The following is a 14,486-nucleotide window of genomic DNA, read 5'->3' as shown; positions in this document are numbered from 1 at the left end:
GCGGGGCACAGCGGGGTTCCCAAGCTGGCACGGCACAATGGGTCCATGACGGTATCTCCCCCTTCCCAGCGCCCCCACCCGCCTTCGCGCACCGCCCACCGCAGCACCCCCGACAAAGACCAGATCGCCCTGCTGGAACCTTTCGAGCGCCTGGGCACGGACCGCATCAGCCTCGTTGCCACCCCAGAACAGGCCGACAAGGCCTGTGATGCTCTGGCAGCGGCCAGCGCCTGGGGGTTCGACACCGAATCCAAACCCACCTTTGTGCAGGGTGAACAGTCCGACGGACCCCACATCGTGCAGCTGGCCACGCTGGAAACCGCCTGGGTGTTCCAGCTGCACGACCCCGGTTGCCGTGCCCGCGTGGCCGAGCTCCTGGCCCTGCGCGGCGTGACCAAGGCGGGCTTTGGGCTGGGGGATGACACCAAACGCATCCAGCACAAACTGGGCGTACAACCAGCCGATGTGCTGGAGCTCAACACCGTGTTCCGACAGCGTGGTTACCGCAAAGACATGGGCGTGAAAGGCGCCGTGGCCGTGCTGTTCAACAAGCGCTTCATCAAGTCCAAGAAAGCCGCGACATCGAACTGGGCCAACGCCCGGCTGACTGAGGCCCAACTGGTCTACGCAGCCAACGATGCGTGGGCAGCGCTGCGGGTGTTCAACGCGCTGGAGGGCTCTGCCACGCATCAAGGCGCATAGCCAGGCAGCAGCCATTTGCTATCAAAACAATAGCTTCCAGCACTTATCCATCAAGCGCTAGCGGCCAATTTTTCTTAGATTCTGGCCGCACTCCCCTCACAAACGCGCAGCCAGCCTCGCCGCCTGGTCGATAGCGCGCTTGGCATCCAGCTCGCCCGCTTCCAGCGCGCCACCAATTCGGTGCGGCTTGCGGCCGGCAGCCTCCAGTTCCTGCGCCAGGCTGAAGAGGGGCACCTGCCCCGCGCACAGCACCACGGTGTCGCACGCAATCCAGGTGGGGTCTTCGCGCTTGTCGCCGTATGACACCAGCAGCCCTTCGTCGGCAATGCGCTCGTAGTTCACGCCGCTCACCATCTGCACCTCTTTCATCTTGAGCGTGGTGCGGTGGATCCAGCCGGTGGTCTTGCCCAGGCCCGCGCCGAGCTTGCCCTTCTTACGCTGCAGCAGCGTGACCTGCCGTGCAGGGGGCGTCACGCGCGGGCCGCTGGGCGCAAGACCACCGCGCGCCTCGGCCGGGTCGGTGATGCCCCACTCGGCCTTCCAGGCGGGCAGATCGAGCGTGGTGGAAGGGTGGTCGCCATGTGTCAAGAATTCGGCCACGTCAAAGCCGATGCCGCCCGCGCCGATGATGGCCACGCGCTCACCCACCGGCTTGCCATGGCGCAGCACGTCGATGTAGCTCAGCACCTTGGGGTGGTCCTGGCCGGGGATCTTCGGGTCGCGTGGCTCCACACCAGTGGCAATCACCACTTCGTCATAGCCCGCCAGGTCGGGGGCCAACACGCGCTGGTTCAGGTGCAATTGCACGCCTGTGTCCTCCACCCGCGCGGCCAGGTAGCGCAGCATTTCGTGGAACTCTTCCTTGCCAGGAATCACCTTGGCCATGTTGAGCTGACCACCGATGGCGGGCGCGGCGTCGAACAGATGCACCTCGTGCCCGCGTTCGGCGGCCACTGTGGCGGCGGTCAGGCCTGCTGGCCCTGCGCCCACCACCGCCACACGCTTGCGCGACGACACCGGGCGGTACACCAGTTCGGTCTCGTGGCAAGCGCGCGGGTTCACCAGACAGCTGCTGGTCTTGTTCTGGAACACGTGGTCCAGGCAGGCTTGGTTGCAGGCGATGCAGGTGTTGATGCGGTCTGCCCGGCCTTGCGCAGCCTTTTTCACAAACGCCGCATCAGCCAGCAGTGGCCGCGCCATCGACACCATGTCGGCGCAGCCATCGGCCAGCACCTGCTCGGCCACCTCGGGCGTGTTGATGCGGTTGGAGGTGACCAGCGGCGTGGCAATGCCCGCCGCCGCAAACTCGGCTTTCATCTTCTGCGTGACCCAGGCAAACGCTGCGCGCGGCACGCTGGTGGCAATAGTGGGCACCCGCGCCTCGTGCCAGCCGATGCCGGTGTTGACGATGTTGGCCCCGCCCGTAGCGACGGCCTTGCCCAGGGTGACGATCTCGTCCCACGCACTGCCGCCGGGCACCAGGTCGATCATCGACAGGCGGTAGATGATGATGAAGTCCTTGCCAACGGCCTCGCGCATGCGGGCCAGGATCTCCACCGGCAGGCGCATGCGGTGGCTGTAGTCGCCGCCCCAGGCATCGGTGCGCAGGTTGGTGGTTTGCGACAGGAACTGGTTGATGAAATAGCCCTCAGATCCCATCACCTCCACGCCGTCGTAGCCCGCCTCGCGCGCTTTCACGGCACAGTTCACAAACGCACGAATTTGCCGCTCCACCCCGCGCGCCGACAGCGCGAACGGTGTGAACGGCGAGATGGGCGACTGCAGCCGCGAGGGCGCCACCGCCAGCGGATGGTAGGCGTAGCGCCCCGTGTGCAGGATCTGCAGCGCGATCTTGCCGCCCGCACCGTGCACGGCGTCGGTCACCACGCGGTGGCGTTTGGCGGCGCCCGAGGTCGCCAACGTGCCCGCAAACGGCTTGGCCCAGCCCGCGATGTTGGGCGCAAAGCCACCCGTCACGATCAGGCCCACATCCCCCTCGGCCCGCTCGCGGAAGTACGCCGCCATGCGAGACAGGTCGCGCCCGTCCTCCAGCCCGGTGTGCATGGAGCCCATGAGCACACGGTTCTTGAGGGTGGTGAAGCCCAGATCGAGCGGGGCAAGCAGGTGCGGGTACAAGGCAGTGCCGGGCATGGAGGCAGCGGCTGCAGGGGCGGCAATAGGAGAGGAATGCATGGAAGGATCGTGGACTAGAAGTATTTTCTAGAACTTTATTCTAGAATCCCGTTCCATGGCAAGCCGCAATTCCCCGCACCCCACCTCATCCCCTGCCGAAGCAACCACCGACCGCCGCCAAGACATCCTGAACGCCGCCCTGGCCTGCGCGGCCGAAGGCGGCGTGGATGCAGTCACCATCGACGGCGTGCGGGCGCGCTGCGGGGCCAGCGTGGGCAGCATCTATCACCACTTTGGCAACCGCGACGGCATCGTGGCGGCGCTGTTCTTTGACATCTTTCACGACCAGTCGCGCAGCGTGCAGGCGCAACTGGATGCCGCCCAGGGCGTGGAGGCGGGCGTGTTGGCCCTGGTCACCGGCTATCTGGACTGGGTGGTGGCGCAGCCCGAGCGGGCGCGTTTTCTTTTCCAGTCCCGGGGCGCCGTGGCAGCGGGCCCGCGAACGCCCGACCTGGCCGAGGCAGCGCGGCGCCGCAACCAGGCCCTGGTGGCCTGGTTCGAGCCCCACCGCCAATCGGGCGCGCTGCGCAACCTGCCGTGCGAGCTGATGCCGTCGCTGGTGATGGGGCCGGTGCAGAGCTATTGCAGGGCGTGGCTGTCAGGCAATGCAGGCCAGGGCGGCCTGCCCTCGCCCACCACGTACCGCGCAGAGCTGGCGGACGCAGCGTGGCGGTCCGTCAGGGCGTAGACCGAGCGATCCGATCAGTAATGCGGCGGCAGCTCGTCGCGCAGGTTGCGCGGGCCGTTCGAGCCACCCTCGGGCGCCTGCTGGCGCAGCTGGATGACCTCGTGCGTCAACCGGTCGATCAGTTGCTGCTGCTGGTAGATGGTCATGTTCAACTGGTCCAGCAGGTCTTCGGTAAAGCTGGCCTTGATCTCCAGGCTTTCTAGGCGCTGGAGAACGTTGGCGAGATCGTTGGCGTCAGACATCGACGCTTCAGATGGCCTGGCCCAGGCGCGCCACGCCTTCGCGGATCTTGTCCACATCGGCCGTGGCGAACGACAGGCGGAAGGTGGCGTGGTCGGGGTTGGCGCAGAAGAACGGCGTGCCGGGCACAAAGGCCACACCCTTTTCAATCGCGCGCTTGGCCAGCACATTGCCGTCAGCCACCTTGCCGCCAGCACCCGTCAGGCGCGCCCACACAAACAGGCCGCCCTGGGGCTGCACAAACTCGATGGCGTCCCCCAGCTCCTTGCGCAGCGCATCGCCCATGGCCTGGGCGCGTTCGGCATACACCTTGCGCACGTTGGCCAACGTGGCGGGCATGCGGCCGGCCTTGAGGTACTGCGCGGCCGTGGCCTGGGCAAAGGTGCTGGTGTGTGCATCGCTGAACTGCTTGCACATGGTGGCCTTGCCCAACAACTCGGCCGGGGCAATCATCCAGCCCACGCGCAGGCCGGGCGACAGCACCTTGCTCAAGCTGCCGCAGTGCACCAGCAGATCGCGGCTGCCGGGTACGGTGGCCGACAGGTTCAGCAGACTGGGGGGCGGCGCGTCGCCAAAGTACAGGTCGCCATAGGGGTCGTCTTCGACGATCAAGGTGTTGTGCTTGACGGCCATCTCCAGCACGGCCTTGCGGCGTTCCAGGCTCAGCATGGCACCGCTGGGGTTGCCAAAGGTGGGGATCAGGTAGACGAACTTGGGTTTGTGCTCGGCGATGAGCTTTTCCAGCTCGTCGGTCTTCACACCATTGCCATCGATGGGCGCGCTGATGAGTTCGGCGCCATACAGTCGAAAACACTGGATGGTGGCCAGGAAGGTCGGGCCTTCCACGATCACCTTGTCGCCGGGGCTGATGAGCGTCTTGCCCAGCAGGTCCAGCGCCTGCTGGCTGCCGGTGGTGACGATGAGGTTGTCGGCGGCCACGTCCTTTGCGCCCTTGCTGGCCATGAAGGCGGCCAGTTGTTCGCGCAACGGGTTGTAGCCCTCGGTCGCACCGTATTGCAGCGCGGCGCCGGGTTCTTCGGCCAGGGCGGCGTTGCTGGCAGCGCGGATGCCCTCCACGTCGAACATGGCGCTGTCAGGGAAGCCGCCCGCAAAGCTGATGATGCCGGGCTTGCCCAGCAGCTTGAAGAGTTCGCGGATGGCGGAGGTTTCTACGTTGTTCAGGCGGTCGGCGAATTGCATGGCGTGGGCAGAAGTTGGTGGCAAAGGATTCCGCATTGTCGCCAATTGCCGTGCAGGTTTCCTGCGGCTTAGACTGCGAGGGCAAAAACCTGGCCCACCGCACAACTACCGAGACTAACTATGCCCCTCGAAATCCGTCAGTTGCCCCGCATGCGCCTTGCCTATATGCGCCAGACAGGCCCTTATGGCCCCTCGCTCACGCAACTTTGGGAACGGTTCGGCCGCTGGTGCGAAGCAAATCGTTTGAGCGAGCCACGCCCCAAGTACTACGGCATCAGCCTGGACAACCCCGCATGCACCCCGCCCGCGCAATGCCGCTACGACGCCTGCGTGCAGGTGGGCGTGGGGCTGCGCACCGGCACGGAGGCCATGATCCAGGACTTTGCCGGTGGCGATTACGCCTGCCTGCGTTTCGTCGGTACCGGGCCGGAGATTGGCGCGGCCTGGGCCAGCATGATGGCCCCGGGCCAGATCCCCGCAGGTTGGGAAGCTGCCCCTCGGCCCGCCATCGAGGTCTACGACGAAGACTTTGCCGTCAACCCCGCCACCGGCGCGTTCCCCTGCTGGCTGTGCCTGGCGGTGCAGCGCACCCACTGAGGCAGTTCGTTCTAACCCTCGCGAAAACGATGCAGGCGCGGGCGCAGCCCCGCATGCCGCAGTACATAAACGACACAACCCGCCCCCATGAAGACGTCTGACATCGAGCCTTTCTTTGCCACCTTGAAGGCCGCCAACCCCATGCCCAACACGGAGCTCGAATACACGACGCCGTTCGAGCTGCTGGCTGCCGTGCTGCTGTCGGCCCAGGCCACGGACGTGGGCGTGAACAAGGCCACGCGCAAGCTGTTCCCGGTAGCGGGCACTCCGCAGGCCATCCTGGACCTGGGGCTTGAGCGACTGGAGGGCTATGTCAAGACCATCGGCCTGTACCGCACCAAGGCCAAGAACCTGATGGAGACCTGCCGCATCCTGGTGGAGCAGCATGGGGGCCAGGTACCGCGCACGCGCGAAGCCCTGGAAGCCCTGCCCGGTGTGGGCCGCAAAACGGCCAATGTGGTGCTGAACGTGGCCTTCGGCGAGCCGACCATGGCGGTCGATACGCACATCTTTCGCGTAAGCAACCGCACGGGCCTCGCGCCCGGCAAGAACCCGCTGGCGGTGGAACTGCAGCTGATGAAGCGCGTGCCCGCCGAGTATGCGGTGGATTCGCACCACTGGCTCATCCTGCACGGCCGCTACGTGTGCCAGGCACGCAAGCCGCGCTGCTGGGAGTGTGCGGTGAGCAGGTATTGCGACTACCAGCCGAAGACGTTGGCGCCTTGAGTTGAACGAACCAGGCAAATTGCTTCTTTTTTTATAGCAACTAGCGCTTATTGGTCAAGCGCTAGAACAGAAAATGCTTGGAACCTCCGTTAGCAAGCGACGGCATGTGCCCGCAGCCAGGCGGCAAAGGCCTCTTCGGTGATATCGCCAGCGGCAACAGCGAGCATGGTGACCACACACGATGCATCGTCAGCGTTAAGCCTCCAGCCATTGAGCCGCAGAAACAATTCGGCCGCCACATAGCCCGTTCGCTTGTTTCCATCAATAAACGGATGGTTGCGCGAAATTCCATAGCCATACGAGGCTGCCAGCGCGGCTGCATCAGGCGGCGGCTCGCCATAGTTGTTCAACTGCTGCGGCTTGCCCAGGGCCGAATCCAGCAAACCCGCATCGCGGACGCCTGTCCCGCCCCCATGTTCGGCCAGCTGCACTTCGTGGATGGCAATGATGACGGCGCGGTTCAGCCAGACCCATTCGCTCATTTGGCCAGCTCGTGCAGTACGGCCCGGCGCTCTTTCATGATCTCGCGCGCCACGCGCATCTGCGCTTCAAATTCGGGGTTGTGGGTGGTGATCCGCAAACCGTCAGGCGATTCCGTCACATACAGCTCGTCTCCCTTTTCCAGCTGCAACCGCGCCAGCAGTTCCTTTGGGAAAATCGCGCCGACAGAGTTGCCCACCTGGGTGAGTTTGAGAGTGTGCATGGGAAACCTCCGAGTAATTACAAACGTAATACTAGACTTTCTACCACCCCGCGTCAAACCACCCCGGCCACTCCCAGCGCTGTCATCTCCCCCGACACCCCCGCCCACGCCACATCGAATCCAGGCACTTTGCGCTCTGGAGGCACGGGGTGCGCACGCAGCGCCCAGGTGGCACCAGCCACCACACTATCGATCACCGGTACCGTCACCTGCGGCTGCACCAGAGCAGCCATGCCGGCCAGCCCCGCCCCGCCCAGGATGACGGCCTGCACACCCATTTGCCGCACCACGTCGCGGCAGGCCTGGGCAAGAAGCGTGCGGGCGGCTTCGGGGTCGGCGGCCAGTTGAGCGCCGGTGGGTGCCACGGTGTGGATTCCAGCCAGCGCGTGCGCGTGGCCCAGCGCCTGCGCCAAGCGCTGCAGCATGGGTCCCCAGCGCTCGCCGCCCGTAACGATGGCATAGCGCCCGTGGCGAGCGGCTTCGATGAAAGACGCTTCGGCCAGCCCAGTCACAGGCACGGGGCTGCTTTCGCGCAGCGCCATCAGGCCCGGGTCGCCAAAACAGCCTATCAGCACGGCATCAGGCTGCGGCTGGTGTTGTGACAGTTCATTCGCCCAGGCATCTAGCGCGGCGTGGGCCGCCACTGCATAGCTGGCCTCGCAGGCGATGTAGGGGGCGCCGAAACGCGCCGTGGCCGTGCGCACCGCTACATGCAAGCCCGATGCAGCCTGCACATGCCGCTGAAGCAAGTTGCTGACGCTGGCCGATGTATTGGGGTTGATGACGAGCAGTTGGCGCATAACAAGGTGGCAGGATTCAGGCGCCCAGCAGTTGCGCCAGGTCGGGCGTGTCGGCAGCCGGTGGCGTGAACTCCAGCTGCGTTTCAATGCGCGCCAAATGCTTGAGCATGAGGCGCGCGGCCTCGCGCGCATCGCGCAGGCGGATCGCATCAATCAACGCCCGGTGCTCGCGGCAGCCGCAGGCGGTGGCCTCTTCGCGTTCGCGCGCATGGCTGGGGCTGTAGGTCATGAGGATGAGCGAGGTGCGCGAGACCAGCTCTCGCAGGATGCGGCCTAACGTCTGGTGCCCCGCAGCCTGCGCAATATGCAGGTGAAAGTCGCCCGAGAGACGGATGGCGCGGCGCATGTCACCGCTCGCGCGGGCGGCCTCTTCGTCGTCGATGCAGGTGCGCAGCGCGGCGATGTCGGCATCGGTGGCATTGGCAATGAACAGCTCCACCAGGCGCGGTTCCAGCAGGCGGCGGGCCTCGAACACCTCCAGCGCCTCTTGCGGCGTGGGCTGGGCGATGGATGCGCCCCGGTTGGGTGTGAGCGTGACGACCTGTTCGTTGGCCAGCCGCACCAGCACGGGCCGCACGCGTGTGCGCGACACGCCAAAGGCCGCCGCCAGCTTGTCCTCCACCAGCTTGGTGCCGGGTGGCAGGCGGTGGTCGAGGATGGCCGAGATCATGCGGTCGTACATGTCGTTGTCGCTGAGCTGGCCTGTCGTGTCGGGCTGCACGGGCGGTTCGGTGACCGCAGCGCGCGCGCGCCGGGGCTTGGGGAGGGTGGTTGTCATAAGGGCGCCGTTTTTACCCCGAACGGCCCTTGCGCCTGCGGCCCAAGGCCCACACCAGCGCCAGCGTGATACCCATGACAACGAAGGAGACCACGGTGGTCAGCGTTCCCAGTGCGTAGATGGAGGGAGTGGTCACTGTGCTGGTGAGGCCCTGCAGCTCCAGCGGCAGCGTGTTCACGTCGCCAATGGCCTGCGAGGTGCGGGCGATCTCGTCCCAGCTGAGCGTGAAGCCGAACATGCCAATGCCCACGACCGAGGGAGCGATCAGCGGCAGCACCACATGCGCAAAGCCCTGCCAGGGCGTGGCGCCCAGGTCGCGTGCGGCTTCTTCGTACGCAGGGTTGAAGCGGTTGAACACCGCAAACATGATGAGCAGGCCAAACGGCAGCGTCCAGGTCAGGTGCGCGCCCAGGGCCGAGGTGAACAGGCCCAGCGACGTGCCGTAGCCCTCCAGCGCACTCTCCATGCCCAGCCATTCAAGGGCCGCCTTGATGCCGTTGTCGATGAGCCGGAACTCCAGCCCGATGCCCAGCGACACGATGATGGACGGCATGATGAGGCTGGCCACCACGATGAAGAACAGCGTGTTGCCGCCCGCCAGCCGCTTGCGAAACGCCAGACCGGCCAGCACCGACAGCACCACCGTGCACAGCATCACCGCCACACCCAGACCCAGTGAGCGCCACAGCGCCGCGCCGATGTCCACCACGCCCAGCCCTTCGGCCAGCTTGGAGAACCAGTGCAGCGACACGCCGCGCATGGGGAAGGTCAGCCCGCCCTCGGGGCCCTGGAAGCTCAGGATGAAGATGACGAACATGGGCCCGTACATGAACAGCACGAACAGCGCAAAGAAGATGGCCAGGGGCCAGAAGCTGGCGGGACGAGATTCACGGACTTTCATCTCACAGCTCCTTGCGAATGTCGACGAGGCGCGTGAGGCCCCAGATGATCATCAGCACCACGGCCAGCAGGATCACGGCATTGGCCGCCGCCAGCGGGAACTGCAGGTAGGACGTCTGCACCTGGATGATCTTGCCGATGGAGGCGATCTGCTGGCCGCCCATCACACCGATGGTGACGAAGTCGCCCATGACGATGGTGATGACAAAGATCGAGCCGATGATGATGCCGGTGCGCGACAGCGGGACGATCACGTTCCACAGCGTCTGCCAGCCACTCGCACCGCTGTCGCTGGCGGCCTCGATGAGGCTGCGGTCGATGCGCATCATGCTGTTGAAGATAGGCACGATCATGAACATGGTGTAGAGGTGCACAAAGGCCAGCACCACCGAGAAGTCCGAGAACAGCAGCCACTCCACAGGTGTTTCGATGAGGTTCATGCCCATCAGCGTTTGGTTGACCAGCCCATTGCGTCCCAGCAGCGGCACCCACGAGATCATGCGGATCACATTCGATGTCCAGAACGGAATGGTGCACAGCACGAACAGCAGCGTCTGCATGCCCGAAGAGCGCACATGGAAAGCCAAAAAATAGGCCACGGTGAAGCCGATCACCAGTGTGATCAGCCACACCAAAAAACTGAACTTGAGCGTGGAGTAATACGTCTTGAGCGTGACACACAGGCCCTCCGACGCATCACCACAGCCCGCGAAGATCGACACGTAGTTCTTGAACGTGAAGCCCGGCAACAGCTCGTACTCATTGAAGTCCCAGAAGCTGACCATCACGATCAGCGCCAGCGGAATCAGAAAAAACAGCGCGAACACCAGCGTGAACGGCGCGGCCTGCCACCAGGCGGCAATGCTACGACCGGGGACGGCTGCAGCAGGTAAGGACGGGGTGGTGGTGCTCATGGTGTTTGCAATCAATGAATCCAAAGGTCTACCGTTCGGCGCTTGCTCTTGAGACTGGCGCTGCCCAAGGCCAGTGCCCCCGTGCAAGGGCCGCCCCGCCGCACCGGGGGCGTCCCCCTCCCGACCCGCGCAGCGGGTCGAGAGAGGGGGAAGGCGCGCAGCGCCTCAGGGGGTGAAACCTCTACTACGCCGCGACGAACTCATTCCACTTCTGCACCATGTAGTTGTTCTCGTCCATCAGCGCATTCCAGCAGGCAATACCGCCCATGCGCGACTCATAACTGCCGCCGTCGCGCACTGCACCGGCCTTGGCGAGCACATCGCCATTGGGGCTCTTGATGTCCTGCGTGGCGGGCTTGCCTTCCATCCAGTAGGCCCACTCGTAGGCTTCCATCTTGGACTTGGCGGTCTCCAGCACGGCGCTGTAGTAGCCCTGGCGGTTCAGGTAGGCACCAGCCCAGCCGTCCAGGAACCAGTTGATGAACTCGTACGCGCCATCGAGCTTGCGGCCGCTCAGCGTGGCCGGCAGGCCAAAGCCGGCGGCCCAGGCGCGATAGCCTTCTTTCAGGGGCTGGAAGTTGCAGGCAATGCCCTTGGTGCGCACGGCCGTCACAGCCGGGCTCCACATCGACTGAATCACCACCTCGCCCGATGCCATGAGGTTCACCGACTCGTTGAAGTCCTTCCACAGCGCGCGGAACTGGCCCTGCTTCTTGGCTTCGATCAGGGTCTTGATCGTGAGATCAATCTCCTTCTTGGTCATGTTGCCCTTGTCGGGGTACTTGTAGATGCCCATGGCCTCAACCACCATGGCGGCGTCCATGATGCCGATGGAGGGGATGTTCAAAATCGCGGTCTTGCCCTTGAACTCGGGGTTGAGCAGCTCGGCCCAGGAGTTGATGGGGCGCTTGATCAGGTCGGGGCGGATGCCCAGCGTGTCAGCGTTGTACACGGTGGGGATCAGGCTCATGAACTGCGTGGGCGCAGTCGCAAATTTCTTGGACTTTTCGCCCTCCAGGTAGATCACCTTCTTGGGCGCCGTGCCCTGGTCGCCCACGGCTTTGCCGGCCACCTGGCCGGTGGTGAACAGCGTGGTGATCTTGTCGGCGTTCTTGATGCGCTTGGTGTCTATGCCCTTGAGGTTGCCGGTGGGCACGATCTTTTTCAGCGAGAAGTACTCGGTGTCGATCAGGTCAAAGCTGTTGGGCGCGGTGACGGCGCGCTTGGTCACGTCGTCCGTGGTCACGGCCACGTACTGGATCTCGATGCCGGTGTCGGCCTTGAACTTCTCGGCAATCGCCTTGTCCTGGTTCACCGCCGTGCCCAGGTAGCGCAGCACGATCTTTTCCTGCGAATGCACGGCCGGGAACATGCCAGCGGCCAGGATGCCCGCCGTGCCCTTGAGCAGCGAGCGGCGAGCCACACCAGTGGCTTCACGGACAACGCCAGTGGCATCGGAGACAACAACAGGGGAATCAGCACGGGAAGCATCGGACATGGGAAAACTCCTTGGGTTGCGGAAGGGGACGGGTGAAAAAAGAGGAGGCGTTGCGAGGCGGTCAAGCGGCTACGGCCATTGCGGGAGTGGGCACAGACAGCGGGTGCGCCTGGTCGGGCGTCCAATGCAGTTGCACGCCCTGCCCCACCTGGTAAGGCTGCGCGGCAAACGCGGCCTCGGACACCATCACCGAGTACGCCGCCGTGGCGTTGGCCGACAAGGCCACGCCCTGCTTTTGCAGGCCCAGCAGCACGTAGGTGCCCTGGTACTCCACATCGGTCACCACGGCCTGCATGCACTGGGCACCCCAGGGCAGCTCGGCACTGGCGGGGGCAATCTGCAGGTGGTCGGTGCGCACGCCCACCCTGCCTTCGGGCGTGTCGATCACGTTGTGCCCACCCATGAAGCGCGCCACGAATTCGCTGGCGGGCCTGTTGTAGACCTCGTGGGGTGAACCCACCTGCTCAATCACGCCGTGGTTCATTACCACCATGGTGTCGGCCAGGGCCATGGCCTCTTCCTGGCTGTGGGTCACGTGGATAAACGTCAGGCCCAGCTCTTTTTGCCAGCGGCGCAGCTCGGCACGCATCTGGATGCGCAGGAAGGGGTCGAGCGCGGACAGCGGCTCGTCGAGCAGCAGCACGCGCGGCTGGGTGATGAGGGCCCGCGCCAGCGCTACGCGCTGCTGCTGCCCGCCAGAGAGTTCGGCGGGCTTTCGCTCGGCCAGGTGGCCCATCGCGACGCGCTCCAGCAGGTCACGCGCCTTGGCCTGGCGCTCGGCCTTGGCTACGCCCTTCATCTTGAGGCTGAAAGCCACGTTGTCCAGCGCAGACAGGTGCGGGAACAGCGCAAAGCTCTGGAACATCATGGCCGTGCCGCGCGCGGCGGCGGGCAGGTCAGTGATGTTGCGGTTCTCCAGCAGGATGTCGCCGCTGGTCACCGACTCGTGCCCTGCGATCATGCGCAGCGTGGTGCTCTTGCCGCAGCCCGAGGGGCCCAGCAGGCAGCAGTAGCTCCCGCTGGCAATGCGAAGGTTTATCGCATCCACCGCCGGCTTGCCCTGGGCGTAGCGTTTGGTGAGGGCGACGATCTCGATGGCGGCCGGAGTCGGCTCGGGGGTGAGGCTTTGCATGAACCTGCCGTACGCAAAGCCTGTGCCAACTTTGTACACAATGTTTTATTTGTTTTGCATACAAAATGCACCACCACTGTGCGCGGCCACACCTGCACCAAAGCGCTTGTGCACCACAGTCGGCCCAGACGCAGCTCGTTATGGTGCACACGGTGCACTGCGGGATTTAGTAAATCACCCTACGTCCGCACGCAGGTGCGTGGCTATACTGGCCTCGGCATCAAGAAACAATTTCTTACGTACAGCCCTTCCGCGCTCGCCGCATGAACCTCGACCCACGCTCGATGATTGCCATGGCGGGCTTCATGTCCGCCATCATGGCCATCGTGCTGCTGTTCATGCGGCGCTACTACCCGCCTTCCATCCGCGGCGTGGGCGCCTGGGCCGCAGCGCCGCTGCTGTGGCTGGTGTCCACCGTGCTGTTCGGTGCGCGCGGACTCATTCCGGACTGGCTCAGCCTGGTGCTCGCCAACCAACTGCTGGTGCTGGGCACCGTCACCTACTACATGGGCACGCGCAGCTTCATGGGGCAGCCAACCGTCTGGCGGCCCTGGAACTGGCTGATGGTGGGCACCACACTGGTGTTCATCGTGCTCACTTACTGGGAGCCCAACTACGCCATGCGGGTCGGCTTCTTCACGGTGGTCATGGAGGTGATCTACATCGCACAGATGCGCTTCATGCTGCGCCACGGTGGGCGCAACTTCCCCGTGCGGCTGGTGGAGGTGGTGCTGGCCCTGCACATGGCGGTGCTGGCCGTGCGGCTGATCTCGATCGTGACCGGGAATGCCGGTGCCGACCTGATGGAGCCTTCGCTGTTCCAGACGCTGTACATCGGGGCCTATGTGATCACAGTGCTCATGCTGTCCATCGGCGCGGTGCTCATGGCCACCGACCGCCTGCGTACCGAGCTGGAACACCTGGCCACCCACGACTCCCTTACCAACACACTGAACCGCCGAGCGCTGCTGCAGCGCTGCGATGAAGAGCTGGAGCGCGCACAGCGCTACGGCAACGGGCCGTCCATCATGATGGTGGACCTGGACAACTTCAAGGCCGTGAACGACACCCGGGGCCACCAGCATGGCGATGCGGTGCTGGTGCATTTTGCAGAATGCACCCGCCAGGTGCTGCGCCGCGCGGATCGGCTGGGGCGGTACGGCGGCGAGGAGTTTCTGGTGCTGCTACCAGACGCAGACACTGCCGCCGCCCAGGGCGTGGCCCAGCGCATCCACGCCACGCTGTCCGCCGGCCATCCCCTGGACTGCGAGGTCAGCATCGGGCTGACCAGCTGGACCGGCCCCCACGAAACGCTGGATGCCATGCTGTCGCGTGCCGATGCGGCGCTGTACCGAGCCAAGAACGAGGGGCGCAACCGGACCTGCATCGCTTGATACGACGCAGGGAAGTCCAGC

16 protein-coding genes are annotated in these 14,486 nt (G+C 64.8%); 5 read left to right on the top strand and 11 right to left on the bottom strand.

Annotated features, from left to right (window positions below; genetic code table 11):
* Positions 1-45: 45 nt before the first annotated feature.
* Positions 46-702 (top strand): 3'-5' exonuclease, encoded by a 657-nt coding sequence (locus tag LPA35_RS01625; RefSeq protein ID WP_228894626.1) that lies wholly within the window; start codon positions 46-48, stop codon positions 700-702.
* Between the two features lie 96 nt (positions 703-798).
* Here the strand turns inward: LPA35_RS01625 and LPA35_RS01620 are convergent, their stop codons facing one another.
* A complete protein-coding gene (locus LPA35_RS01620; RefSeq protein ID WP_228895917.1) occupies positions 799-2,853 on the bottom strand; it encodes an NADPH-dependent 2,4-dienoyl-CoA reductase in 2,055 nt (684 codons plus the stop codon).
* A 97-nt stretch (positions 2,854-2,950) separates the two neighbouring features.
* On the opposite strand from LPA35_RS01620, the gene LPA35_RS01615 reads away from it, so the two are divergent.
* Positions 2,951-3,583 carry a TetR/AcrR family transcriptional regulator gene (locus LPA35_RS01615; RefSeq protein WP_228894625.1) on the top strand — a complete coding sequence of 211 codons (633 nt, stop codon included), beginning with the start codon at positions 2,951-2,953 and terminating at the stop codon, positions 3,581-3,583.
* A 14-nt stretch (positions 3,584-3,597) separates the two neighbouring features.
* Here LPA35_RS01615 and LPA35_RS01610 read toward each other — a convergent pair whose 3' ends face one another.
* Together LPA35_RS01610 and LPA35_RS01605 are read right to left on the bottom strand one after the other, a co-directional pair.
* Positions 3,598-3,825, bottom strand: coding sequence for a SlyX family protein (locus LPA35_RS01610; RefSeq protein WP_015014770.1), 228 nt, complete (start codon positions 3,823-3,825; stop codon positions 3,598-3,600).
* Between the two features lie 7 nt (positions 3,826-3,832).
* Positions 3,833-5,023 carry a PLP-dependent aminotransferase family protein gene (locus LPA35_RS01605; RefSeq protein WP_228894624.1) on the bottom strand — a complete coding sequence of 397 codons (1,191 nt, stop codon included), beginning with the start codon at positions 5,021-5,023 and terminating at the stop codon, positions 3,833-3,835.
* A gap of 120 nt (positions 5,024-5,143) precedes the next feature.
* Between LPA35_RS01605 and LPA35_RS01600 the strand changes: the two genes are divergently transcribed.
* The gene (locus tag LPA35_RS01600; RefSeq protein ID WP_055395273.1) at positions 5,144-5,620 is read left to right on the top strand and encodes a GyrI-like domain-containing protein; all 477 of its coding nucleotides are present in this window, start codon (positions 5,144-5,146) and stop codon (positions 5,618-5,620) included.
* An 87-nt stretch (positions 5,621-5,707) separates the two neighbouring features.
* The gene (gene nth / locus LPA35_RS01595; RefSeq protein ID WP_055395271.1) at positions 5,708-6,346 is read left to right on the top strand and encodes an endonuclease III; all 639 of its coding nucleotides are present in this window, start codon (positions 5,708-5,710) and stop codon (positions 6,344-6,346) included.
* Between the two features lie 89 nt (positions 6,347-6,435).
* Here the strand turns inward: nth and LPA35_RS01590 are convergent, their stop codons facing one another.
* The 8 genes from LPA35_RS01590 to LPA35_RS01555 form a co-directional block, all read right to left on the bottom strand.
* The gene (locus tag LPA35_RS01590) at positions 6,436-6,828 is read right to left on the bottom strand and encodes a type II toxin-antitoxin system death-on-curing family toxin (RefSeq protein WP_121419644.1); all 393 of its coding nucleotides are present in this window, start codon (positions 6,826-6,828) and stop codon (positions 6,436-6,438) included.
* Entirely contained in the window at positions 6,825-7,049 is a 225-nt protein-coding gene (locus LPA35_RS01585; protein WP_056169497.1) for an AbrB/MazE/SpoVT family DNA-binding domain-containing protein, read from the bottom strand. Before LPA35_RS01585 ends, LPA35_RS01590 begins: the two co-directional genes overlap by 4 nt.
* 53 nt (positions 7,050-7,102) lie before the next feature.
* On the bottom strand, positions 7,103-7,849 hold the full coding sequence (locus tag LPA35_RS01580) for an aspartate/glutamate racemase family protein (RefSeq protein WP_228894623.1): 747 nt from the start codon (positions 7,847-7,849) through the stop codon (positions 7,103-7,105).
* A 16-nt stretch (positions 7,850-7,865) separates the two neighbouring features.
* The gene (locus LPA35_RS01575) at positions 7,866-8,627 is read right to left on the bottom strand and encodes a GntR family transcriptional regulator (RefSeq protein ID WP_121506904.1); all 762 of its coding nucleotides are present in this window, start codon (positions 8,625-8,627) and stop codon (positions 7,866-7,868) included.
* 13 nt (positions 8,628-8,640) lie between these two features.
* On the bottom strand, positions 8,641-9,528 hold the full coding sequence (locus tag LPA35_RS01570) for an ABC transporter permease (protein ID WP_228894622.1): 888 nt from the start codon (positions 9,526-9,528) through the stop codon (positions 8,641-8,643).
* A gap of 1 nt (position 9,529) precedes the next feature.
* On the bottom strand, positions 9,530-10,441 hold the full coding sequence (locus LPA35_RS01565) for an ABC transporter permease (RefSeq protein WP_228894621.1): 912 nt from the start codon (positions 10,439-10,441) through the stop codon (positions 9,530-9,532).
* A 184-nt stretch (positions 10,442-10,625) separates the two neighbouring features.
* Positions 10,626-11,939, bottom strand: coding sequence for a PotD/PotF family extracellular solute-binding protein (locus LPA35_RS01560; protein WP_142145117.1), 1,314 nt, complete (start codon positions 11,937-11,939; stop codon positions 10,626-10,628).
* A gap of 61 nt (positions 11,940-12,000) precedes the next feature.
* Positions 12,001-13,071 (bottom strand): ABC transporter ATP-binding protein, encoded by a 1,071-nt coding sequence (locus tag LPA35_RS01555; RefSeq protein WP_228894620.1) that lies wholly within the window; start codon positions 13,069-13,071, stop codon positions 12,001-12,003.
* Positions 13,072-13,355: 284 nt separating this feature from the next.
* Between LPA35_RS01555 and LPA35_RS01550 the strand changes: the two genes are divergently transcribed.
* On the top strand, positions 13,356-14,465 hold the full coding sequence (locus LPA35_RS01550; RefSeq protein ID WP_370641362.1) for a GGDEF domain-containing protein: 1,110 nt from the start codon (positions 13,356-13,358) through the stop codon (positions 14,463-14,465).
* Positions 14,466-14,486: the final 21 nt, after the last annotated feature.

It is taken from the genome of Acidovorax sp. Leaf73 (assembly GCF_916855635.1).
In the GTDB taxonomy this organism is placed as follows: domain Bacteria; phylum Pseudomonadota; class Gammaproteobacteria; order Burkholderiales; family Burkholderiaceae_C; genus Acidovorax; species Acidovorax facilis.
This window is presented reverse-complemented; position numbering and strand designations above follow the sequence as displayed.

Coding starts and splice junctions, on each gene's coding strand:
- LPA35_RS01625 (WP_228894626.1), top strand. CDS start 46: ATGACGGTATCTCCCCCTTCCCAGCGCCCCCACCCGCCTTCGCGCACC.
- LPA35_RS01620 (WP_228895917.1), bottom strand. CDS start 2,853: ATGCCCGGCACTGCCTTGTACCCGCACCTGCTTGCCCCGCTCGATCTG.
- LPA35_RS01615 (WP_228894625.1), top strand. CDS start 2,951: ATGGCAAGCCGCAATTCCCCGCACCCCACCTCATCCCCTGCCGAAGCA.
- LPA35_RS01610 (WP_015014770.1), bottom strand. CDS start 3,825: ATGTCTGACGCCAACGATCTCGCCAACGTTCTCCAGCGCCTAGAAAGC.
- LPA35_RS01605 (WP_228894624.1), bottom strand. CDS start 5,023: ATGCAATTCGCCGACCGCCTGAACAACGTAGAAACCTCCGCCATCCGC.
- LPA35_RS01600 (WP_055395273.1), top strand. CDS start 5,144: ATGCCCCTCGAAATCCGTCAGTTGCCCCGCATGCGCCTTGCCTATATG.
- nth (WP_055395271.1), top strand. CDS start 5,708: ATGAAGACGTCTGACATCGAGCCTTTCTTTGCCACCTTGAAGGCCGCC.
- LPA35_RS01590 (WP_121419644.1), bottom strand. CDS start 6,828: ATGAGCGAATGGGTCTGGCTGAACCGCGCCGTCATCATTGCCATCCAC.
- LPA35_RS01585 (WP_056169497.1), bottom strand. CDS start 7,049: ATGCACACTCTCAAACTCACCCAGGTGGGCAACTCTGTCGGCGCGATT.
- LPA35_RS01580 (WP_228894623.1), bottom strand. CDS start 7,849: ATGCGCCAACTGCTCGTCATCAACCCCAATACATCGGCCAGCGTCAGC.
- LPA35_RS01575 (WP_121506904.1), bottom strand. CDS start 8,627: ATGACAACCACCCTCCCCAAGCCCCGGCGCGCGCGCGCTGCGGTCACC.
- LPA35_RS01570 (WP_228894622.1), bottom strand. CDS start 9,528: ATGAAAGTCCGTGAATCTCGTCCCGCCAGCTTCTGGCCCCTGGCCATC.
- LPA35_RS01565 (WP_228894621.1), bottom strand. CDS start 10,441: ATGAGCACCACCACCCCGTCCTTACCTGCTGCAGCCGTCCCCGGTCGT.
- LPA35_RS01560 (WP_142145117.1), bottom strand. CDS start 11,939: ATGTCCGATGCTTCCCGTGCTGATTCCCCTGTTGTTGTCTCCGATGCC.
- LPA35_RS01555 (WP_228894620.1), bottom strand. CDS start 13,071: ATGCAAAGCCTCACCCCCGAGCCGACTCCGGCCGCCATCGAGATCGTC.
- LPA35_RS01550 (WP_370641362.1), top strand. CDS start 13,356: ATGATTGCCATGGCGGGCTTCATGTCCGCCATCATGGCCATCGTGCTG.